The sequence below is a fragment of the Arenimonas sp. genome (assembly GCF_022842045.1).
Lineage (GTDB): Bacteria > Pseudomonadota > Gammaproteobacteria > Xanthomonadales > Xanthomonadaceae > Arenimonas.
Map to the genome: position 1 here is coordinate 1 of NZ_JALHQI010000050.1, position 21,219 is coordinate 21,219.

The following is a 21,219-nucleotide window of genomic DNA, read 5'->3' on the forward strand; positions in this document are numbered from 1 at the left end:
GTGCCCGCCGCCCCGGCCGCGCCCGCCGCGGCGCCGATGCCGTCGGCCCCGGTGCCCCAGGGCAAGGCCTGGATCCTGATGGACCACACCAGTGGCCAGGTGCTGGCCGGCGAGAACATCGACACGCCGCTCGATCCTGCCTCGATCACCAAGGTCATGACCTCGTACGTGGTTGCCGCCGAGATGGCGCGGGGCAAGGTCAAGGCCGACGACATGGTGCGCATCAGCGAGAACGCCTGGCGTTCCGGCGGCGCCGGCACCGACGGCAGCTACAGCGCGCTGGCGGTCAATTCCGAGGTGAAGCTCGACGACATCCTGCACGGCCTGGTCATCCAGTCCGGCAACGACGCCGCGATCGCGCTGGCCGAGCACGTCGGCGGCAGCGAGGCGGCTTTCGTCGACCTGATGAACCGCTATGCCCAGCAGCTGGGCATGACCCGCACGAATTTCGTCAACGCCCACGGCCTCACCGCCGAGGGCCACGTGATGACGGCGCGCGACATCGCCATCCTCTCGCGCGCGCTGATCAGCCAGTTCCCGGAACATTACGCGCTCTACAAGATCAAGGAATTCACCTACGGCGGCATCCAGCAGTGGAACCGCAACGGCCTGCTCTGGAAGGACGCCAGCGTGGACGGCCTCAAGACGGGCCACACCTCGGCCGCCGGCTACTGCCTCGCCGCCTCGGCCAAGCGCGGCGACCAGCGCCTGATCTCGGTGGTGCTGGGCATCGACACCACCAACCGCACCGAAGGCTTCCGCGCCCGGGAAGAGGGCAACCTCGCGCTGCTCAACTGGGGCTTCCGCTTCTTCGAGACCCACAGTGTCTACGCCGCCGGCGCCAAGGTCGCCGACCAGACGCTGTGGCGCGGCGCCGCCGAGACCGTGGCGCTGGGCGTGGCCGAGCCGCTGCTGGTGACGCTGCCGCGCGGCCGCTACGCCGAGCTGCAGCCGAGCATGGACGTGCCCAAGCAGCTGCTGGCGCCGATCACCAAGGGCCAGGCCATCGGCACGCTGAAGCTCTCGCTCGATGGCAAGGTCGTCGCCGAGCGCCCGCTGGTGGCGCTGGAAGATGTCGCCGAGGGCGGCTTCTTCAAGCGCATGAGCGACGATTTCTGGCTGTGGTGGGAAAGCGAATAAACTGAGTCATCCATTTGCCGCGCGCTGATGGCGCGCGGCGGACCGGGCAGTGCAGGGGGCGCGCCGGATGCAGGACCAGGCAAGGCCAGTGCAGTCGCCGCGGCTCGCGCGCGAAGTCGCTGACACGCGGCAGCGGCTGGTCACGGGCGGCGCGTTCTACCTGCTCGCCTGGGTCGTGGTGGCCGCGCCCAGCGACGCCTTTGCCAGCCACGCGCTGGCCAGTGGCCTGGTGGGGCTGGCGTTCCTGCTCCTGGCCATCCTGCGTTTCCTGCCGCGGCCGCCACCGGACGACGCGCCCGCCGCGCGGCTGCAGGCCTGGCTCGATTCCCGCTGGGCGGTGGTGCTGGCCACCGCGGCGCTGTGGGGCGGCGTGCTGTCGTGGACGATGCTGGATCCGCACATGGCGCCGGGCCGCACCGCGGCCCTGCTTTGCACCATCGCCTTCGCCACCGCGTTCGCGCACAACTACAGCCTGCGGCTGGGGCGGGCGGCGCTCGGCATCGGGCTGATCTACGTGCCGGCGCCGGTGCTGATGCCCTACGCCGGCGAGAGCCTGTCGGTGGTGGTGACGATGGGCATCTACACCGCCTACCTGGGCCTGGTGATGGTGCGCAGCTACCGCGAGTACCAGGGCCAGCTCGACCTGTACGACCGCGTGCGCAGCCAGCGCGACGAGTTCGAGACCCTCAGCCGCGTGGATCCGCTGACTGGCCTGGCCAACCGACGCTACTTCAGCGGCGCCATGGACCACCTGCTGGTCGAGTGCCGCATGCGCCAGCAGCCACTGGCGATGCTGGTGATGGACCTGGACCACTTCAAGTATGTGAACGACGAATACGGGCACGACGCGGGCGACGTTTGCCTGGCCCGCTTCGCCGACCGCATGCGCGAGGTGTTCACCGCGCCCGGCGTGCACCTGGCGCGGCTGGGCGGCGAGGAGTTCGGCGTGCTGCTGCCGGGCCTCGATGCCCGCGGCGCCGCCGAGGCCGCCGAACGCATGCGCGCCAGCCTTGAACTGCACCCGCTGGAGCTGCGCGAGGGCCTGCTGGCGATTACGGTCAGCATCGGCGTGGCCAGCCTGGCCCCGGGCAGCAGCGCGGAAGGCACCGACCTCTACCGTGCCGCCGACCGCGCCATGTACCAGGCCAAGACCGACGGCCGGAATCGCGTCCGCATCGACCTCGGCACGGCCTGAACCGGGGCCGCGGAGGCTTGGGAGGCGCGGCCCGCGCCCCCATAATGACGGCCATGAGCATCCAGTCCGACAACCCCGAGCACGGGTTCCAGTTCCCCGGCATCTTCGAGATCAGCGCCATGGGCGCGGCCGAGGCCGACCTGCACCTGGTCGTGCCGATGGTGCTCGAGGCGCTGGGCCTGACCATCTACCGCGACCGCCTGCGGGTGAAGCCGTCGGCGAAGGGCAACTACGTCTCCGTGACCCTCGTGTTCGAAGCCCATTCGCGCGAGGACTACGACGCCGCGCACGGCGCGCTGCGCGAGCACCCGGCGGTGAAGTGGACGCTGTGACCGCGGCCTGCCCGGTCGCGGGCGAGGCGCCCGCCGCCCGGCGCGAATGGTCCGTTCGCACGCTGGGCCGGCAGCCCTACGAGCCGGTCTGGCGCGCCATGCAGCGCTTCACCGACGCCCGCGGCCCCGACACCCCCGACGAACTCTGGCTGGTCGAGCACGATCCGGTGTTCACGCTCGGCCAGGCCGGCAAGCCCGAGCACGTGCTGGCGCCGGGCGACATCCCGGTGCTGCAGGTGGATCGCGGCGGCCAGGTCACCTACCACGGCCCCGGCCAGTTGGTGGCCTACCCGCTGGTGGACCTGCGCCGGCTGGGCCTGGGCGTGCGCGAGCTGGTCTGCCGCATCGAGCAGGCCGTGATCGACGTGCTGGCCGGCCACGGCATCGCCGCCGCCCGCAAGGACGGCGCGCCCGGCATCTACGTCGACGGCGCCAAGGTGATGGCGCTGGGCCTGCGGGTGCGGCGCGGCTGCAGCTTCCACGGCCTGGCCTTCAACGTGGCCATGGACCTCGAGCCGTTCCGGCGCATCAATCCCTGCGGTTACCAGGGGCTGGAAGTGACCTCGGTGCTAGACTTGGGCGGCCCCGGCGACCCCGCCGCGCTGGCCCCCGAACTGGTCCAGGCCCTGTCCCGGACCCTGGGCCTGGTGCCCCGGTCCCGCCCGGATCTCCCCGACTTTCCTCCCTCCGACTGAGCCGCCCCCGCCATGTCCGACCCCGCCGCCAAGACCATTCCGCTGCAGGTGCTGGGCTCGCCCCTGGTCGAGGGCGCCAAGCAGCTGGGCGGCGACAAGATCGCGCGCAGCCCGGTGAAGTTCGACGCCGACGCGCCCGTGCTGCGCAAGCCCAGCTGGATCCGGGTGCGCATCCCGGCCGGCAACGCGGTCGCGAAACTCAAGTCGAAGCTGCGCGAGAACCGCCTGGTCACGGTCTGCGAAGAGGCCAGCTGTCCGAACATCCACGAGTGCTTCAGCCACGGCACCGCCACCTTCATGATCCTGGGCGAGGTCTGCACGCGCCGCTGCAGCTTCTGCGACGTTGCCCACGGTCGCCCGAAGCCGCCCGATGCCAGCGAGCCGGCCAGCCTGGCGCGCACCGTGGCCGACATGGGGCTGCGCTACGTCGTGATCACCTCGGTGGACCGCGACGACCTGCGCGACGGCGGCGCCCAGCACTTCGTCGACTGCATCCGCGAGGCGCGCGCGCTGTCGCCGCAGCTCAAGATCGAGATCCTCACGCCCGACTTCCGCGGCAAGGGCCGCATGGAGCGCGCGCTGGAAATCCTGGCCACGAACCCGCCGGACGTGTTCAACCACAACCTCGAGACCGTGCGCGAGCTGTACGCCAACGTGCGCCCGGGCGCCGACTACGACTGGTCGCTGCAGCTGCTCAAGCGCTTCAAGGCCCAGCACCCGGACGTGCCGACCAAGTCCGGCATCATGCTGGGCCTGGGTGAAGACTACGACCAGGTGTTGGGCGCGCTGCGCGATTTACGCGCCCATGACGTGGACATGGTCACGATCGGGCAGTACCTGCAGCCCACGCCGCACCACCATCCGGTGCTTCGTTACTGGGAGCCGGAACAATTCAAGGCGCTGGAGGTCCAAGGCCTGGCCATGGGCTTCACGCACGTGGCTTCCGGCCCGATGGTCCGCTCGTCCTACCACGCCGACCGAATGGCGGCTGAAGCCGGCTTCGTCGACGGGTCCGCCTGAACCGGGGCGGGGGTACCATCGGGCCATGGCCCCTCGATAGCACTATCGGCACACGCTCCCCCCTTGGGTGGAGCGCATGCTGGCCCCCTACGCACCGGACCCTCGCCATGCTCAAGCAAAAGCTGATCGCCCTCTCCGCCGCCCTGCCGCTGGCGCTGGCCGTGGCCGCCGCCACGACGCCCGGCGCGCCCCCGGCGAACGCCCCGGCGGCCGCCAGCTTCCAGCCCAGCGCCGAGCAGGCTGCCGCCGCTCGCCTGGTCTACGGCCTGCTGTCCGACAGCCGCTACGTTTACCGCTCCAAGCCGCTTGACGACGCGATGTCGCGCGAGATCCACCGCCGTTACCTGGAGTCGCTCGACGGCCAGAAGCTGTTCTTCACCCAGGCCGACATCACCCGCTTCGACGTCTACCGCGACCGCCACGACGACGCCATCCGCAGCCAGCAGCTCACCGCGGCCTACGACATCTTCGCCACCTACGTGAAGCGCGTGGACGAGCGCGTTGCCTACGCGCGCAAGCTGCTCACCCAGCCCTTCGACTTCACCAAGGACGAGACCTGGGAATACGACCGCGAGGACGTGGCCTGGGCCGCCGGCCCGGCCGAGCTCGACGACGCCTGGCGCAAGTACGTCAAGAACGACGTGCTGCGCCTGCGCCTGGCCGGCCGCAGCCAGGAAGACATCCGCAAGACCCTGGACAAGCGCTACGCCGGCCTGGGCGAGCGCGTGCACGAGCTGCGCAGCGACGACGTGTTCGAGCAGTTCATGAACGCCTACGCCAGCTCGATCGACCCGCACACCAGCTACATGTCGCCGCGCAGCGCCGAAAACTTCAACATGCAGATGCGCCTCTCGCTCGAGGGCATCGGCGCGGTGCTGCAGCGTCAGGAAGAGTTCGTGGTCATCCGCACCATCGTGCCGGGCGGTCCGGCGGGCCGGGGCGGCGTGCTCAAGGTCGGCGACCGCGTGGTCGCCGTCGGCCAGGGCACCAGTGGCCCGATGCAGGACGTGGTCGGCTGGCGCATCGACGACGTGGTTGCGCTGATCCGCGGCAAGAAGGGCACCCAGGTGCGCCTGGACGTGCTGCCGGCCGAGGCCGGGCTGGACGCCAAGCCGCAGCTGGTCACCATCGTCCGCGACAAGGTCAAGCTCGAGGAGCAGGCCGCGCAAAAGCGCGTGATCGAAGTCGGCGAGCGCCGCATCGGCGTGGTCGAGCTGCCCACCTTCTACCTTGATTTCGAAGCCAAGCGCCGCGGCGAGCCGGACGCGCGCTCGGCCACCGCCGACGTCGCCAAGCTGCTGCGCGAACTGCGCACGGAAGGCGTGGACGGCGTGGTGATCGACCTGCGCGACAACGGCGGCGGTTCGCTGGTGGAGGCGGTGGAGCTCACCGGCCTGTTCATCGACACCGGCCCGGTGGTGCAGGTGCGCGAGACCGGCGGCCGCGTCAGCGTGTCGGCCGACGACCAGAGCGGCGTGGCCTGGGACGGCCCGCTGGCCGTGCTGGTGAACCGCAGCTCGGCCTCGGCCTCCGAGATCTTCGCCGCGGCCATCCAGGACTACGGCCGCGGCCTGGTCATTGGCGAGCAGACCTTCGGCAAGGGCACCGTGCAGAGCCTGATGGACTTCGACCGATTCCCGCGCAAGGACGACGCCAAGTTCGGCCAGGTGAAGCTGACCGTGGCGCAGTTCTTCCGCGTCGACGGCGGCACCACCCAGCACGCCGGCGTGGTGCCCGACCTGCAGTTCCCGGTCACGCTCGACGCCAGCGAGTACGGCGAGTCGAGCTACGACAACGCGCTGCCGGCCACCCGCATCGCGCAGGCGCCGCACGCCAACGTCGGCAACTTCTCCCGCCTGCTGCCGCAGCTGCAGGCGCAGCACCGCACCCGCATCGCCACCGACCCGGAGTTCACCTGGTGGTCGGAGGACGTGGCCAAGTTCCGCGCCGACCGCGAGCGCAAGTCGCTCTCGCTCAACGAGGCCGAGCGCCGCGCCGAGCGCGACCGCCTCGAGGCCGAGCGCCAGGCCCGCGCCGCCGAGCGCAAGGCCCTGGGCCTGGACCAGGACCAGCTCTCCCGCGCCGACGACGGCCTGACCGCCAGCGAGCGCAGCGTCGCCCAGCAGGCGGCCGAGGAAGAGCTGGCCAAGACCCGCCCGGATCCGCTGCTGCGCGAGTCGGCGGCGATCCTGGCCGATGCCCTGGACCTGCTGTCGGCCGACCGCGGCCTGACCGCCCAGGTGCTGCCGGTGACCCGCCGGGCCACGGTCTGGGCGGAGTGATTGCTTCCGCAAGATCCGGATAGCCGGCCCCCCGGGCGCCGGCTAGCCTGAGCGCATGGAAACCCGCGCCATCCCCCACGCCGACGCCCGCCTCGAACGCGCCCGCCAGCTCCTGGACACGCAGGAGCTGGGCCTGGAGGCGCTCGGCGCCGCCGTCGGCCTCAGCCCCGGCCACCTGCAGCGCCGGTTCCGCGAACAGTTCGGGCTCAGCCCGGCCGAGTACCTGGCCCAGCGCCGCCTGGCCACGCTCAAGCGCGGCCTGCGCCAGGGCCAGGCGGTGACGCATGCGCTCTACGACGCCGGCTACGGTTCGCCCAGCCGCGTGTACGAGGACGGCGCCGCGCGCCTGGGCATGCCGCCGCTGGCCTATCGTCGCGGTGGCGAAGGCCTGGAGATCCGCTGGTCGCTGGTGGACACCGCGCTGGGGCAGGCGTTGGTCGCCGCCACGGCGCGCGGCATCTGCACCGTCGCACTGGGCGACGACGCGGCGGCGCTCGAGCGCGACCTGCGCGAGGAGTTCCCGCGCGCTTCGCTGCAGCGCGTGGACGCCGGTCGCGACGACTTCCTGGCGCCGCGGCTTCAGGCGGTTGCCGATGCCTTGGCACAGCGTCGCGGCAGCGTGCCGGTCGAGCTGATCGGCACCGCCTTCCAGCAGCGCGTCTGGCAGGCGCTGATGAAGATCCCCGCGGGCGAAACGCGCAGCTATGCCGAACTCGCCGCCAGCCTCGACGCGCCGACCGCCGCGCGCGCCGTGGCCCGCGCCTGCGCGTCGAACCGCGTCGCCGTGCTGGTGCCCTGCCACCGCGTCATCCGGGGCGACGGCAGCCTCGGCGGATATCGCTGGGGATTGCCCCGCAAGCAGGCCCTGCTCGAGGCCGAATCCCACCGCCGCAGCCCGGCAAAGCAACGCGCATGAAGCAAACCGCCGCCGCGCCCCCGACCGCCCTCGCGGTCGCGATCGCACTCACCTGCGTTTACCTGGTCTGGGGCTCGACCTACCTCGCGATCCGCGTCGGGCTGGAGGGCTACCCGCCGTTCCTGATGGGCAGCCTGCGCTTCCTGGCGGCCAGCGCGGTGTTCTACGCCTTCCTGCGCTGGCGCGGCCACGCGCCGCCCACGCGCGCGCAGTGGAAGAACGCCGCGATCATGGGCCTGTTCATGATGCTGCTGGGCAACGGACTGGTGAACGTCGCCGAGCAGACGGTGTCATCGGGCCTGGCCGCGGTGGCGGTGGCCTCGATGCCGCTGTGGGCCGGGCTGTTCGGCGTGCTGCGCGGCCAGCATCCCAGCCGCGGCGAATGGCTGGGCCTGGTGATCGGTTTCGCCGGCGTGGTGTGGCTGAACTTCGACGGCGAGATGCAGGCCAGCCTGGTCGGCATGGTGGCCCTGCTGCTGGCGCCGATCGCCTGGGCCTTCGGTTCGGTGTGGAGCCGCGGGCGCGACCTGCCGGCGCCGTTCATGAGCACGGCGGCGCAGATGCTCTGCGGCGGCGCCGCGATGGGCGTGCTGGGGCTGCTGCTCGGTGAACGCATCACCGAGGTGCCGCCGCTCAAGGCCACGCTCGCGGTGGGCTACCTCGCGGCCTTCGGTTCGATCGTCGGCTTCAGCGCCTACGTCTGGCTGTTGCACCACGTGCGCCCGGCGCTGGCCACCAGCTACGCCTACGTCAACCCGCCGATCGCGGTGCTGCTGGGTGCGGTGCTGCTGGGCGAACGCGTCGGCGTGGACGCCATCGGCGCCATGGCCGTCATCCTCGCTGGCGTCGTCATCATCACCCGTGCGAAGGCTCGTGTTTAAGAGCTTTTGTTCATCCGTGGCAAAAAACCGCTTCAGGCACCCAAGCGCAGCGGGAGTTCGCGGAGGCGCTGGCCGGTGAGGGTGAACAGGGCGTTGGCCACGGCCGGGGCGATCGGCGGGGTGCCGGGTTCGCCGACGCCGCCGGGGCGTTCGGTGCTGGGGACGATGTGGGTTTCGACCACCGGCATCGCGTCCATCCGCAGCGGGCGGTAGTCGTGGAAGTTGGACTCCTGCACGCGGCCGTCCTTCACGCGGATGCGGCCGTAGAGCGCCGCCGTCAGGCCGTAGACGATGCCGGATTCCATCTGCGCCGCGATCATCAGCGGGTTCACCGCCACGCCGCAGTCGACCGCGCAGACCACGCGGTGCACGCGCACCGCGCCGCGCTCGACCGAGACTTCCGCGACCTGCGCCACGTAGCTGCCGAAGGACTCATGCACCGCGATGCCGCGGGCGCGGCCCTCGGGCAGCTTCGCGCCCCAGCCGGCTTTCTCCGCGGCGAGGTTGAGCACGCCGAGGTGGCGCGGGTGGTCCTTGAGCAGGCGGCGGCGGTATTCCAGCGGATCCTGGCCGGCCGCGGTCGCCAGTTCGTCCACCAGGCTTTCCATCACGAAGGCGTTCTGGCTGTGGCCGACCGAGCGCCACCACAGCACCGGGATGCCGGTGCGCGGGGAATGCAGGTCGACGCGGTGGTCGGGCGTGGCCTTGACGTAGGGCGAGTCGGACACGCCCTCCACCGAGGACGCGTCCACGCCATCCTTGATCATTCCCTCGAAAGGCGTGCCGAGCATGATCGACTGGCCGACCATCACCTGGTGCCAGGCCGACGGCAGGCCATCTTCGCCCAGCACCACGCGCGCGCGCTCGAGGAACATCGGGCGGTAGTAGCCGCCGCGGGTGTCGTCCTCGCGGGTCCAGACGGTCTTCACAGGCATGCCGGCGGCCTTCGCCACGTGCACCGCTTCGGAAACGAAATCGCTGCCCGGCACTGCGCGCCGGCCGAAGGCGCCGCCGAGGAAGGTGGTGTTGATCTTCACCTGCTCGGGCTTGAGCCCGAGGATGGCGGCCGCGGCGCCCTGGTCGCCGGTCTGGAACTGAGTGCCGGTCCAGAGCTCGCAGCCGTCGTCGCTGATGCGCACGGTGCAGTTGAGCGGCTCCATCGCGGCGTGGGCTAGGTAGGGAACGAAGTACTCGGCCTCGACCACCTTGCCGGCAGCGGCCAGCGCTTTCGCGGCGTCGCCCGCTTGCGCCGCGACCGCGCCGGGCGTGCCGGCCAGCTCCCCGAACTGCTTGCGCAGCGCATCGGTGTCGAGCGCGGCGTTCGGGCCCAGGTCCCACTCGACCTGCAGCGCGTCGCGGCCCTGCTTCGCGGCCCAGAAATGGTCGGCCACCACGGCGACGCCGGAGGGCACCTGCACCACCTTGCGCACGCCGGCCACGGCCAGCGCCGCGGTGGCGTCGAAGGATTTCACGCTGCCGCCGAACACCGGCGCGCGCGCGACCACCGCGGTCTTGAGCCCTTCGAACTGCACGTCGATGCCGAACACGGCGCGACCGGTGACCTTCTCCGGCGTGTCCAGGCGGCGGGTGGCCTTGCCGATGCGCTTCCATTCGGACGGCGCCTTCAGCGCCACCTCGCCCGGCGGCGGCAGGGCGCTGGCGGCTTCGGCGAGTTCACCATAGCTGGCGCTCTGGTTGCCGGCGATGACGCGGCCATTCCCGGCGCGGCAGTCGGCCACCGCGACGCCGAAGCGCGCGGCCGCGGCCTGCACCAGCAGCGTGCGGGCGGTGGCGCCGGCCTGGCGGTAGCGGTCGAACTCGGACCAGGTGGTGGTGGAACCGCCAGTCATCTGCGCGCCGAAGGCGGTGTGCGCGTACGCGGGCGCGGCCGGTGCGTGTTCAACGCTGATCTTCGACCAGTCGGCGTCGAGCTCTTCGTTGATCAGCATCGGCAGCGTGGTCCAGATGCCCTGGCCCATTTCCGAATGCGCCAGCAGCACGGTGACGCGGTCATCGGCGCCGATGCGCAGGAAGGCATTGGGCACGAGGGTCGCGCCGGCGGGCGCCTGGGCGAAGGCCAGCTTGCGGCCCCCGGGCACCACGAAGGCGACGACGAGGCCACCGCCGACGAGGGCGCTGGCCTTGAGGAAGTTGCGGCGGGACGGGATGTGGTCGTTGTTCACGGGTCTCTCCGTTGAACGGGCGCGCCCGGCGGGCGGCGCCGGCGGATCAGGCGTCGCCGAGCTCGGCGGCGCGATGGATGGCGGCGCGCACGCGCGGGTAGGTGCCGCAGCGGCAGACGATGCCGGTCATGGCCTCGTCGATCTCGGCGTCGCTGGGGTTGTTCACCACCTTGAGCAGCGCGGCGGCGGCCATGATCTGGCCCGACTGGCAGTAGCCGCACTGCACCACGTCGAGCTCCGCCCAGGCGCGCTGCACCGGGTGGCTGCCGTCGGTGGACAGGCCTTCGATGGTGGTGACGGGCCGGCCCGCGACCGCTGACACCGGCAGCACGCAGGAGCGCATCGGCTGGCCGTCGAGGTGCACGGTGCAGGCGCCGCACTGGGCCATGCCGCAGCCGTACTTGGTGCCGGTCAGGCCCATCAGGTCGCGAAGGACCCAGAGCAGCGGCGTGTCGGGCGCGGCGTCGACGTCGTGTTCGACGCCATTGACGGTGAGCTTCATGGGAGACCTCGCGGCGGCTGGGCTGCCGACGAGCCTACTCCTGTGCCGGGTTGGCTCCAAGTGAAGGGCGGGTGAGGCCCGAGGCCTGCTCCGGCGTGTCCACGTCGTCGGCGAGCGATGGGGCCGGGACCGCGTGTACTTGGTCGGCATTCGCACGCAGCAGGTCGCGCGCGCCGTGGTCGTGGCCGCCTTCGGCCAGCGGCGCGAACCAGCGGCGCGGCAGCAAGGCAGGCACGCCCAGCACCCCGGCATATTCGCTGGCGGCGGCGCGCGTGGGGTCCCCGCGCCAGGCATCGCGCAGCGCGAGCAGATGGCTGGCGTCGAGGGCAGGCTGGTCGCAGAGCAGGACCAGCGCGCCGTCGATGTCGGGCGACAGTGCGCCCAGGCCAACGGCCAGCGATTCGCCGAGGCCAGCTTCCCAGGCGGAGCATGCGATCTTGCGCAGCGGCAAGTCGGCGACTCCGGCCCACACCGCATCGGCATTCGCGCCGCAAACGACAATGGCCTCGGCCGGCGCGGTGGCCAGCCCGAGCCGCGCGGCGCGGTGCACCAGGGTTTCGCCATCGAGGCGCAGCAGCTGCTTGGGCTGGCCCAGCCGCCGCGAACCACCGGCGGCGAGCAGCACTAGCGCATGGCGCGGTGCGTTCACGGCTTGGCGTGGAAGTGGCGCTGCAGGTCGGCGGCGATCGCGAGCGCGATGGCCTCCGGGCCTTCGCCGCCCAGGAACAGGCCGACCGGTGCGCGCAGGCGCGGCTGCAGCGCGGCGCGTTCCGCGTCGGTGAGCCGCGCCAGCAGTTCATCGCGGCGACCGGGCGGGCCGAGCAGGCCGACGTAGGGCACCGGCAGCGGCGCCAGCGCACGCAGCGCTTCGAGGTCGGCGCTGGCGAGGTGGGTCATCACCAGCACGGCGTCGTCGGGGCGGGCGGCGTCGGCGAGCGCCGCGGCCGGGCGCTGCACCTGCCGCGGTACGTCGGCCGGAATGCGCGCATCGGCCAGCAGTCCTTCGCGATGGTCGGCGATCCGCAGGTGCCAGCCCAGCGTGTGGCCCAAGGCCAGCAGCGGCGCCGCTTCCGGCCCGGCACCCAGCAGCCGCACCTTCGGGACCGGCGCGATCCGCAACAGGATCCCGCCAGCCGGCGCGGTCACCAAAAGCTTGCCGGCATCACGCCCAGGGTCCTCCAGGCCCGGCCTGCCACCGGTTCCCTCTTCGCGGTCCACGAGACGCCAAGCGGGCATCCCGCCCTCGTACGAAACCACCAGCGCCAGCGCCCGCCCTTCGGCATCCGCCGCCAGCAGCGCGTCGAGCAGGCCCTCGCCCGGGCCCGGCAGCGGCCAGGCCAGCACGCGCATGCGGCCGCGGCAGCCCGAGCCGGAGCCGAACAGCAGGTCGTCGTCGCCGCGGGTGTCGAACACGGTGTGGCCGGGGCGGCCGTCCGCGATCACCTGCTGGCACAGCATCACCAGCGCCGGCTCCAGGCAGCCGCCGGAAATCGTGCCGGTGCGCGCGCCGTCCTCGGCAACCACGGCCAGCGCGCCGGCCTTGCGGTAGGTCGAGCCCTCGGTGTCGGTCACGAGCGCCAGTGCGAAACGTCGGCCCGCGGCGCGCAGTGCGCTCGCGGCTTCCAGTACGCCGCGCAGGCCGCCGATCGCGCTCATGCGGCACCACCGGACAGCGCCTGCTGCAGGCATTCCCAGGGCAGCAGTACGCAGCGGTGGCGCGCGGGGTGCGCGGCCACGCCGGCCAATGCGCCGAGGTCATCGAGGCCGTCGCCGTCGCCATTCGCGATGGCGGTGCGCAGCGCCTGCAGGCGCGCCGCCACGCCGGCGGCATCGCGGCCCGGCACGTCGCAGGCCATCAGCGATGCCGAGGCGAGGCAGAGCAGGCAGCCTTCGCTTTGATGCCCCAGCGCGACGATGCGGCCCGCGGCATCGAGCCGCAGTTCGACGCTGACGCGGTCGCCGCACAGCGCGTTGTGCGCAGCGGCACGGTGGCTGGCGTCCGCCAGCGGACCCGCATGTCGCGGCGCGCGACCGTGCTCAAGCACGCGCTCGCGGTACAGGTCGGCGAAGGAAGCGGGTTCGGCCATCGCCTGCGATTAGCGCATGCGTGCCCGCAAGCGGCAAGGCATCGTCAGGCCAGGGGGTCGGGCGGCAGCGCCAGCGGCGGGCAGTCGCCGGTGCCGGCCGGCGGCACGCGCGCCAGCCACTCGCGCAGCGGGGCGCGCAGCCAGTCGATGCGGGCGGGCAGGGAATAGTGGTTCTCGTCGGGCAGCTCGGCGTAGTGCAGGCGGCCGTTGCCGGCGCGGGCGAGGGTACGGGCGGATTCGACCGGCACCAGCGTGTCCTTCGCGCCGTGCAGGTGCAGCACGCAGGCGCGCGTCGCGGCCAGCGGCGCCGCGGTGTCCAGTGCGTCGAGGTCCAGGCCCAGCGTATCGCCGGCGCGGGCAATCGCCGCGTCGAGCTCGGCGTCCGGCACCGTGCGACGCAGCCACCAGCCCACCGCGCGCGCGGACCAGCCGCCCTCGCCGGACTTCAGCCGCGCCACGAACTGGCGCACGGAATCACCGGCATTCGCGAACGGCTCCATCGCCACCACGCCGGCGATGCCCGCCTCGTCCGCCGCGGCGGCATGCAGCGCGGTCACCGCGCCGTAGGAGGTGCCGAACAGCACCACCGGCTCGGCCAGCCGCCGCTCCGCGCGCAGCCGGGCCAGCAGGGCCTGCACGTCGCCGGCCTCGCGGGTGCCGAAGCCGGCCGGGCCGTCGCCGGAGAACCCGTGGTTGCGCAGGTCCAGCAGCACCGTGCGGTAGCCCTCTTCGGCCAGCGCAATCGCCCACAGGCCCTGCGTGCTGGCATCCATGGTCAGCCCGTGCAGCATCACCACGGTGCCGCGCACCGGCGGCGGCCGCCGCGGCGCATCGGGCCGGAATGCGAAGCGCATGCCCAGCTCGTCGGGCGCGCGCTGGTAGCGGTAGTCGAGGCCGAAGTCGCGCGGCTCGATCACCGCGAACGCCAGCGTCGGCTCGCCGGGCCGCACCAGCGACTCCAGCGGGCTGCCGACCTGGCGCAGGAACTGCAGGTACTTCGCGCCGCCGTAGGGCGTGTCGCCGCGCTCGGGGCGAGCGATGCGCTCGTGCAGGTCGCGGGCCGCCGCGTCGCCGCTCGCCGCCAGGAGGAAGCAGGCGGCCAGCGCGAGGAACGGGCGGGAAAGCGATGTCATGGCACCGAGCCTGTGGGCTGGCGCGTGAAGACCGCGCCTTTCTGCTAGCCGCGCGGCGGCGGGTGCCCGTCGGCCGGCGGCATCGCGCCGTCGCAGGTGGGCACCTGTTCGGCGGCGTGCTCGCGCGCCGCGCGCAGCGGCTGTCGCCGCGAGCGGCGCCACCCGTCGGCGGCATACACGCCCAGCGCCACCCAGATGCAGGCGAAGCCCACCGCCTGGGTGCCGCTGAAGCCCTCGCCCAGCAGCCACACGCCGCTGAGCAGCTGCAGCGTCGGCGCGATGTATTGGAGGATGCCGACCAGCGAGTAGGGAATGCGGCGCGCGCCGTAGGCGAAGCCGATCAGCGGCAGCGCCGTCAGCGCGCCGCCGATCACCAGCAGCACGTCGCTGCCGAGGTTGCCGTCACCGAACGCGCCGACGTCCTGCACGCCGGCCCAGCCCAGCCAGGCCAGCGCCGGCAGCAGCAGGATCAGGCTCTCGATCGCCAGGCCCGGCACCGCGTCCACGTTCGCCACTTTGCGGATCAGGCCGTAGAACGCGAAGCTGAAAGCCAGCGCCAGCGCGATCCACGGCGGATCGCCGTGCAAGAAGGCCAGCCACAGCACGCCCACCGTCGCGATCGCCACCGCGGTCCATTGCGCTCGGTTGAGCCGCTCGCCCAGCACCAGCACGCCGATCAGCACGTTCACCAGCGGGTTGATGAAGTAGCCCAGGCTGGCCTCGACCACGCGGCCGTTGGTCACCGCCCAGATGTACACGCCCCAGTTGAAGCTGATCAGCAGGCTGCTGGCGAGCAGCATCCAGCCCACCTTCGGCCGCGACAGCGCGGTGCGCAGCCAGCCCCAGCCTTCGCGGATCACCAGGTAACCGACCACGAACAGCGCGCACCAGACGATGCGGTGGGCGATGATCTGGAGCGCCGGCACGTGCTTGAGCAGGTACCAGTACAGCGGGAACACGCCCCACAGCACGTAGGACGCGATGGCGGCGGCGAGGCCCTTGCGGTCGATGGCGATGGGGTGGGTCACGGCGGGCTCCGGGCAAGGCGGCGATTATCCGCCGGCCGGGGCCTGCGTGCCTGCAACGGTCAGTTGCCGGGGGCGGCCACCCGGGCCGCCCCGGGGCTATTGCGTGCGCAGCGCCGTGGTGACCTGCATGCGCGCGGCGCGCACCGCCGGCAGCAGGCCGCCGATGAAGCCGATCACCATCGCGATCGCCAGGCCCGACAGGACCAGCGGCAGCGACACCTGGAAGGCGAACACCACCTGGGTGAAGCTCTGGCCCAGGGTGGACACCGACAGGTTGTCGAACATCGCCCAGGCGATGAAGGCGCCGGCCACGCCGCCGACGAAGGCCAGCACCACCGCTTCCACCATCACCGACACCAGCACCGGCATCGCGCCGAAGCCGATGGCGCGCAGGGTGGCGATCTCGCGGGTGCGGGTGGCCACCGCCGCGTACATGGTGTTGAGCGCCGCGAAGATCGCGCCCAGGGCCATGATGAAGGTCACCACGCCGGCCAGCACCGAGATGGTGGCGCGGAACTGGCCTGTCTGGGCGCTGTAGTAGGCCTGTTCCTGAAGCACTTCCACCGTGAGCCGCGGGTCGGCGGCCAGGGCCGCCTTCAGCGTCTCCAGCGACTCGGGCGACTCCAGCCCCACGCGCACCGCGCTGAAGCCGTTGCCGCGGTTGAAGGTGGACTGCGCGGTGCCGGCATCGGCCCACATCTCGCTGTCGTTGGCGTCGCCGGCCTCGAAGATGCCGACCACGGTCCAGTCCGAGCCACGCATGCGCAGGGTCTCGCCCACGCCGGCGCCGTCGAACAAACGGGCCACGCCGGCGCCGACGATGATCTCGCGCAGGCCCGGCTCGAAGCGCCGGCCCTCGATGATCTTCAGCTGCGGCCGCAGCTCGAACGAGGCCGGCTCGACCCCGCGCAGGGTGACGTTGGCACCGTTGATGGTCTCGCCCTTCTTCAGAAGCTCGGTGATCACGATCAGCTCGCCCGAGGCCAGCGGCTTGCCGTCGCTGCCCTTCCGGATGCCAGGGCCCAGCTTGATGATGTCGGCGCTGTCGCCGCCGAAGCCGGAGTTGAGCTCGGCCCCGGAGCCGCCGCGCAGCACGATGGCGTTGTCGGTGCGGCCGGCGTCCTGCAGCGTGGCCTGGAAGCCCTGGGCCATGGCCAGCAGCGCGGTGAACACCGCCACCACGCCGGCCAGGCCGATCACGATGACCAGCGAGGGGCCCCAGCGCTGCGGGATCGAGCGCAGGTTCAGGCCGGTGATGGCGAAGATCTGTCGGAACATGGGGTTCTCCTCAGCGCCCGGCCAGGGCATCGACGATCTTCAGGCGCCGCGCGCGCAGGGCGGGCAGCAGGCCCACCACCACGCTCAGCACGACGATGGCGATGACGCCGCTCAGCCAGACGCGGCCGTCCACGGCCACCGGCATCATCGGCCCGGCGGCCTTCGAGATGCCGGCGCCGAGCAGCGTCGCCAGCGACAGGCCCAGCAGCCCGCCGATGGCGCACAGCGCCACCGTCTCGGCCAGCACGAAGCCCAGCACGCTGTTGTCGCTGAAGCCCAGCGTCTTGAGCACCGCGAACTGCGGCACCCGCTCGCGCACGCTCTGCGCCATGGTGTTGCCCACCACCAGCAGCAGGGTGAAGAACACCGCGAACAGGATCCAGCGCACGATCAGGCCGATGTCGCCGAGCTGCTTCAGGAAGCCGACCTGGAAGTCCTTCTCGGTCTGGGTCTTGGTTTCATCGGCGGAGTTCTCGTAGCGCTTGTCCACGGCCATCGCCACCGACTCGGCCATGTCCGGGTCCTCGAGCCGCAGCACGAAGATGCCCGCGTTGCCGCCGCCGAACTGGGTGGCCTCGGCGAAGTAGGCATGGTTGATGTACATGCCGCCGGCGGTCTGCTGCTGCCACTGGTCGTCCTTGCCGTCGTAGATGCCCACGAGGTCGAAGGTCCAGTCCTTGCTGCCGTTCTTCTGCGGGAAGATGTTCGACTGCAGCGGGATCTTGTCGCCGACCTTCCAGCCGTACTGCTCGGCCAGCAGGCGGCCGGCGATCATGCCGGTGCGGGTGTCGCGGAAGGCGTTCCAGTGCTCCTCCGGCATCACCCACTCCGGGTAGACGTCGTGCAGGCGCTCGGGGTCGACCGCGAAGGCGAAGATCTGCGGGTTCTCGCGGAACACCGCGCCGAACCACTGCTGGTACATCACCCGCTGCACGCCGGGGATGGCGTCCATCTCGGGCACCATGCGCATCGGCAGCGACTGGGTGAACGACACCCGCGACTGCGTCACCAGCCGGGTGGCGCCGATGAAGTCGGGGCTGGCGCTGAAGACCAGGTTCAGCGACTGCAGCAGGCCGAACAGCACGAAGGCCATCACCACCGACAGCAGGGTAAGCCAGGTGCGGGTCTTCTTGTGGAAGAGGTTGGCGAGGACGAAGCCGGTCTTGGTCATGGCGGCGGCCTCAGTGCGCCGGCGCGGCGTCGACCAGCTGGCCCTTGTCGAGGTGCACCGTGCGGCTGGCGTACTCGGCGGCCTTCGGGTCGTGCGTCACCATGATGATGGTCTTGCCGTGCTCGCGGTTGAGCACCTGCAGCAGGCCCAGGATCTCGTCCGCGGTCTTGCGGTCGAGGTCGCCCGTGGGCTCGTCGCAGACCAGCAGGGTCGGGTCGGTCACCAGCGCGCGGGCGATGGCCACGCGCTGCTCCTGGCCGCCCGAGAGTTCGCTGGGCTTGTGGCCGGCGCGGTCGGCCAGGCCGACCAGGGTCAGCGCCACCTTCGCGCGCTGGGCGCGTTCGGCGCTGCCCATCTTCGACAGCAGCAGCGGCAGCTCGACGTTCTTCTGCGCGCTCAGCACGGGCAGCAGGTTGTAGAACTGGAACACGAAGCCGACGTGCTCGGCACGCCAGCGGGCGAGGTCGCCGCCGCTGTACTGGTCGATGCGCTTGCCGTCCACCGCGACGCTGCCGGCGGTGGGCGTGTCCAGCCCGCCGATCAGGTTCAGCAGGGTGGTCTTGCCCGAGCCCGACGGCCCCATCAGCGCCACGAAGTCGCCGCGCGGGATGTCCAGGTCGATGCCGTGCAGCACTTCCACCGACTGCTTGCCGCGGACGTACTTCTTCGTGAGCTGCCGGATCTCTACCAGGGAATCACTCATGGCCAACCTCGCCTTTCTTCTGTGGGAGGGACTTCAGTCCCGATGCTCTGACTGTAGGAGGGGCTTCAGCCCCGAAGCTTTTCGCTCAGGAACCAACGACTACCTTCGCGCCATCCACCAACTCCGCCACCGGCGACAGCACGACCTGCTCGCCCACCGCCAGCCCGCGCGTGATGCGCCGGCGGCCATCGCGTGGTTCACCGGCCTCGACGTTGCGCATCCCCGCGCGGCCGTCCTTCACCACGAAGGCGACGCTGCGGCCGTCGCGCTGCACCACCGCCTCGGCCGGCACGCTGACGCCGACCACGGCCGGGGCGTCGGCCGCCGCAGGCTCGCGCTCTTCGAGGAAGGACACGCGCACGCCCATGTCGGGCACCACGCGGTCGTCGCGCTCGAGCAGGGCGATGCGCACCTTCACCGTGGCCTTGCTGCGGTCGGCGGTGGGCACGATGGCGATCACTTCGGCCGGGATGCGCCAGTCCGGGTAGGCGTTGAGCACGGCCTCGACCTTCTGCTTCGGCTTCACGCGGCCGATGAAGGCCTCGTTGACGTCCACCTGGATCTCCAGCGACTCCATGTCCACCACGGTGCCGATGCCGGTGCGGGTGAAGCCGCCGCTGCCCGAGATCGGCGAGATGATCTCGCCCGGCTGCGCCGCCTTGACGGTGATGACGCCGGCGAAGGGCGCACGCACCACGGTGTTGTCCACGCCGATGTCGGACAGCGCCAGCGCCTGGGTGGCCACCCGCACGTTGTCGCGCGCGGACTGCAGCTGCGCGGCCAGCGCGTCGCGCTCGGCCTGGGCCTGGTCAAGCGCGGCGGCGGCGACCAGCTTGCGCGCGGCCAGGTCGCGGCTGCGCACCAGGGTTTGTTCGGCCAGCTTGAGCTGGGCCTCGGCACGGCCGACATCGCTGCGCGCGGCGGCGAGCTGGGCGGCCGAGAGATTGCGCTGGGCGTCGGCGTCGGTGGGTTCCAGGCGGGCGAGGATCTCGCCCTCGGCCACCTTTTGGCCTTCCTCGATGTAGACCTCGAGCACCTTGCCGGTGATCTTCGAGGACACCGTGGCGATGCGGCGCGCAGTGACGTAGCCGGACGCATCGAGCACCGAGCTGGCGCCCGGGGCGGCCCCGGTCTCGGCCTGCGCGGCCGCCACCGCCACCGGCAGCGGCGCCTCGCGAAGCAGCCCGAAGGCCACGGCGGCACCGACCACCACCACCGCCAGGCCGATGAACAGGCCGGCCTTGCCCCGCCCCTTGCGCGGAGGCGGCGCGGCGCTGCGGTCGATGCGGAGCTGGTTGAGCAGGTCGGGGGAAGTCATCGCGTCACGGGGTTCCTTGGGGAGGGGCCAGTTTACGCAGCGACCCCGTGAGGCCAAGGTGCCGGAATGCACTTTTTGCCGGCAGTGCCGCCGATCATGCGCGGTGCCTGACGATTGTCAGGCCGGCGCCTCAGCCGAAGCGCGCCTTCAGCAGGCCCCAGGCCGCGCGCAGCCCCTGCGCCTCGCCGCCGGCGGGCTTGCCCGGGCGGTCGCTGTCGTTCCAGGAGTAGACGTCCACGTGGGTCCAGGCCTGGCCCTCGGGCACGAAGCGCTCCAGGTACACGGCCGCCGTGATGCAACCGGCCATGCGCGAGGCGCCGGAGTTGGCCAGGTCGGCGATGCCCGACTTCAGGTAGCTGAGATAGGGCCGCCACAGCGGCATGCGCCACAGCGGGTCGCGCGTGCGCTGGCCGGCGGCGAGGTAGTCGTTGGCCAGGACGTCGTCGTTGGCGAACAGCGCCGGCAGGTCCGGGCCCAGGGCGATGCGGGCGGCGCCGGTGAGCGTGGCGAAGTCCATCAGCAGCGCCGGCTTCGACTCGGCCGCGTAGGCCAGCGCGTCGCACAGCACCAGCCGGCCCTCGGCGTCGGTGTTGTCCACCTCGACGCTCAGGCCCAGGCGCGTGGCCAGCACCTCGCCGGGGCGGAAGGCGTTCGGGCCGATCGCATTCTCGACCGCGGGCACCAGCAGCTGCAGGCGCACCGGCAGCTTCAGCGCCATCACCACCCGGGCCAGGCCCAGCGCGTGCGCCGCGCCGCCCATGTCCTTCTTCATGTTGCGCATGCCGTCGGCGCCCTTGATGTCCAGGCCGCCGGTGTCGAAGCACACGCCCTTGCCGACGATGGCCAGGCGCGGGTGGGCGTCGTTGCCCCAGTTGAGCTCGACCAGGCGCGGCGCGCGGTGGCTGGCGCGGCCGACGGCGTGGATGGCGGGGAAGTTCTTCGCCAGCAGGTCGTCGCCGGCGACGACGTCGAGGCGGGCACCGTACACCTTGGCCAGCTCCGCGGCGGCGGCTTCGATTTCGGCCGGGCCCATGTGCTCGGTCGGGGTGTTGATCAGGTCGCGCACCAGGGTGCTGGCCTCGAGCAGGGCCAGCGCCTCGGCGTCCGCCTCGCCCTCGAGCACCAGCTGCGCGGGCTCGCGCGCGGGCTTGAGGTAGCGGCTGAAGCGGTAGGCGCCCAGGCCCCAGCCCAGCAGGGCCTGGCCCGGCGCCAGTGCGGCCGGCGACTGCGGGCACAGGCGGTAGGCGCCGGCCGGCAACAGGCTGGGCAGGTGCGCCAGCGCCAGCGGGTCGGCGGCGTCGGCCAGCACCACCAGGACATAGGCCGGGCGGCCGTCGTCGCCGGTAATCGCCAGC

The 21,219-nt window shown here is 71.9% G+C and carries 19 protein-coding genes and 1 pseudogene; 8 read left to right on the forward strand and 12 right to left on the reverse strand.

Translation table 11 applies throughout. From position 1 onward, the window contains the following. The 8 genes from Q0C12_RS10730 to yedA all read left to right on the forward strand — a co-directional run bounded on the left by Q0C12_RS10730 (position 1) and on the right by yedA (position 8,461). A complete protein-coding gene (locus tag Q0C12_RS10730; RefSeq protein ID WP_290890119.1) occupies positions 1-1,140 on the forward strand; it encodes a D-alanyl-D-alanine carboxypeptidase family protein in 1,140 nt (379 codons plus the stop codon). A 49-nt stretch (positions 1,141-1,189) separates the two neighbouring features. Next, positions 1,190-2,335: a GGDEF domain-containing protein gene (locus Q0C12_RS10735; protein ID WP_290890122.1), complete on the forward strand. Its 1,146-nt coding sequence runs from the start codon at positions 1,190-1,192 to the stop codon at positions 2,333-2,335. A gap of 53 nt (positions 2,336-2,388) precedes the next feature. Continuing rightward, a complete protein-coding gene (locus Q0C12_RS10740) occupies positions 2,389-2,667 on the forward strand; it encodes a DUF493 family protein (RefSeq protein WP_290890124.1) in 279 nt (92 codons plus the stop codon). Further along, on the forward strand, positions 2,664-3,362 hold the full coding sequence (gene lipB, locus Q0C12_RS10745) for a lipoyl(octanoyl) transferase LipB (RefSeq protein ID WP_290890168.1): 699 nt from the start codon (positions 2,664-2,666) through the stop codon (positions 3,360-3,362). The genes Q0C12_RS10740 and lipB overlap by 4 nt, the downstream gene beginning before the upstream one ends. Positions 3,363-3,374: 12 nt before the next feature. Then, entirely contained in the window at positions 3,375-4,382 is a 1,008-nt protein-coding gene (gene lipA, locus Q0C12_RS10750) for a lipoyl synthase (RefSeq protein ID WP_290890127.1), read from the forward strand. A gap of 107 nt (positions 4,383-4,489) precedes the next feature. Then, entirely contained in the window at positions 4,490-6,664 is a 2,175-nt protein-coding gene (locus Q0C12_RS10755) for a carboxy terminal-processing peptidase (RefSeq protein WP_290890130.1), read from the forward strand. 55 nt (positions 6,665-6,719) lie between these two features. After that, a complete protein-coding gene (locus Q0C12_RS10760; RefSeq protein WP_290890133.1) occupies positions 6,720-7,580 on the forward strand; it encodes a methylated-DNA--[protein]-cysteine S-methyltransferase in 861 nt (286 codons plus the stop codon). After that, a complete protein-coding gene (yedA, locus tag Q0C12_RS10765; protein WP_290890134.1) occupies positions 7,577-8,461 on the forward strand; it encodes a drug/metabolite exporter YedA in 885 nt (294 codons plus the stop codon). The genes Q0C12_RS10760 and yedA overlap by 4 nt, the downstream gene beginning before the upstream one ends. A gap of 32 nt (positions 8,462-8,493) precedes the next feature. On the opposite strand, the gene Q0C12_RS10770 is transcribed toward yedA, so the two are convergent. From Q0C12_RS10770 to Q0C12_RS10825, 12 genes and pseudogenes are all read right to left on the reverse strand, one after another. After that, positions 8,494-10,644, reverse strand: coding sequence for a xanthine dehydrogenase family protein molybdopterin-binding subunit (locus Q0C12_RS10770; protein WP_290890137.1), 2,151 nt, complete (start codon positions 10,642-10,644; stop codon positions 8,494-8,496). A 46-nt stretch (positions 10,645-10,690) separates the two neighbouring features. Then, positions 10,691-11,146 carry a (2Fe-2S)-binding protein gene (locus tag Q0C12_RS10775; protein ID WP_290890140.1) on the reverse strand — a complete coding sequence of 152 codons (456 nt, stop codon included), beginning with the start codon at positions 11,144-11,146 and terminating at the stop codon, positions 10,691-10,693. Between the two features lie 34 nt (positions 11,147-11,180). Next, the gene (locus tag Q0C12_RS10780) at positions 11,181-11,795 is read right to left on the reverse strand and encodes a nucleotidyltransferase family protein (protein WP_290890144.1); all 615 of its coding nucleotides are present in this window, start codon (positions 11,793-11,795) and stop codon (positions 11,181-11,183) included. Further along, complete coding sequence (locus Q0C12_RS10785; RefSeq protein ID WP_290890146.1) at positions 11,792-12,802, reverse strand: XdhC family protein; 1,011 nt, start codon at positions 12,800-12,802, stop codon at positions 11,792-11,794. The genes Q0C12_RS10780 and Q0C12_RS10785 overlap by 4 nt, the downstream gene beginning before the upstream one ends. After that, on the reverse strand, positions 12,799-13,233 hold the full coding sequence (locus Q0C12_RS10790; RefSeq protein ID WP_290890149.1) for an iron-sulfur cluster assembly scaffold protein: 435 nt from the start codon (positions 13,231-13,233) through the stop codon (positions 12,799-12,801). Before Q0C12_RS10790 ends, Q0C12_RS10785 begins: the two co-directional genes overlap by 4 nt. Before the next feature lie 44 nt (positions 13,234-13,277). Continuing rightward, complete coding sequence (locus tag Q0C12_RS10795) at positions 13,278-14,366, reverse strand: alpha/beta hydrolase (RefSeq protein ID WP_290890150.1); 1,089 nt, start codon at positions 14,364-14,366, stop codon at positions 13,278-13,280. Between the two features lie 134 nt (positions 14,367-14,500). Continuing rightward, positions 14,501-15,394 (reverse strand): annotated as a pseudogene (gene rarD, locus Q0C12_RS10800) (EamA family transporter RarD); the annotation flags it as partial. 96 nt (positions 15,395-15,490) lie between these two features. After that, the gene (locus tag Q0C12_RS10805; protein WP_290890154.1) at positions 15,491-16,672 is read right to left on the reverse strand and encodes an ABC transporter permease; all 1,182 of its coding nucleotides are present in this window, start codon (positions 16,670-16,672) and stop codon (positions 15,491-15,493) included. Between the two features lie 10 nt (positions 16,673-16,682). Beyond that, positions 16,683-17,843, reverse strand: a complete 1,161-nt coding sequence (locus Q0C12_RS10810) for an ABC transporter permease (RefSeq protein WP_290890157.1) — start codon at positions 17,841-17,843, stop codon at positions 16,683-16,685. 10 nt (positions 17,844-17,853) lie between these two features. Continuing rightward, the gene (locus Q0C12_RS10815; RefSeq protein ID WP_290890160.1) at positions 17,854-18,546 is read right to left on the reverse strand and encodes an ABC transporter ATP-binding protein; all 693 of its coding nucleotides are present in this window, start codon (positions 18,544-18,546) and stop codon (positions 17,854-17,856) included. A gap of 85 nt (positions 18,547-18,631) precedes the next feature. After that, on the reverse strand, positions 18,632-19,864 hold the full coding sequence (locus Q0C12_RS10820; RefSeq protein ID WP_290890163.1) for an efflux RND transporter periplasmic adaptor subunit: 1,233 nt from the start codon (positions 19,862-19,864) through the stop codon (positions 18,632-18,634). Positions 19,865-19,994: 130 nt separating this feature from the next. After that, a partial coding sequence (locus Q0C12_RS10825; protein WP_290890166.1) for a leucyl aminopeptidase family protein occupies positions 19,995-21,219 on the reverse strand: 1,225 nt, incomplete at its 5' end.

Coding starts and splice junctions, on each gene's coding strand:
- Q0C12_RS10805 (WP_290890154.1), bottom strand. CDS start 16,672: ATGTTCCGACAGATCTTCGCCATCACCGGCCTGAACCTGCGCTCGATC.
- yedA (WP_290890134.1), top strand. CDS start 7,577: ATGAAGCAAACCGCCGCCGCGCCCCCGACCGCCCTCGCGGTCGCGATC.
- Q0C12_RS10790 (WP_290890149.1), bottom strand. CDS start 13,233: ATGGCCGAACCCGCTTCCTTCGCCGACCTGTACCGCGAGCGCGTGCTT.
- Q0C12_RS10810 (WP_290890157.1), bottom strand. CDS start 17,843: ATGACCAAGACCGGCTTCGTCCTCGCCAACCTCTTCCACAAGAAGACC.
- Q0C12_RS10820 (WP_290890163.1), bottom strand. CDS start 19,864: ATGACTTCCCCCGACCTGCTCAACCAGCTCCGCATCGACCGCAGCGCC.
- Q0C12_RS10785 (WP_290890146.1), bottom strand. CDS start 12,802: ATGAGCGCGATCGGCGGCCTGCGCGGCGTACTGGAAGCCGCGAGCGCA.
- Q0C12_RS10755 (WP_290890130.1), top strand. CDS start 4,490: ATGCTCAAGCAAAAGCTGATCGCCCTCTCCGCCGCCCTGCCGCTGGCG.
- Q0C12_RS10815 (WP_290890160.1), bottom strand. CDS start 18,546: ATGAGTGATTCCCTGGTAGAGATCCGGCAGCTCACGAAGAAGTACGTC.
- Q0C12_RS10760 (WP_290890133.1), top strand. CDS start 6,720: ATGGAAACCCGCGCCATCCCCCACGCCGACGCCCGCCTCGAACGCGCC.
- lipA (WP_290890127.1), top strand. CDS start 3,375: ATGTCCGACCCCGCCGCCAAGACCATTCCGCTGCAGGTGCTGGGCTCG.
- Q0C12_RS10795 (WP_290890150.1), bottom strand. CDS start 14,366: ATGACATCGCTTTCCCGCCCGTTCCTCGCGCTGGCCGCCTGCTTCCTC.
- Q0C12_RS10775 (WP_290890140.1), bottom strand. CDS start 11,146: ATGAAGCTCACCGTCAATGGCGTCGAACACGACGTCGACGCCGCGCCC.
- Q0C12_RS10740 (WP_290890124.1), top strand. CDS start 2,389: ATGAGCATCCAGTCCGACAACCCCGAGCACGGGTTCCAGTTCCCCGGC.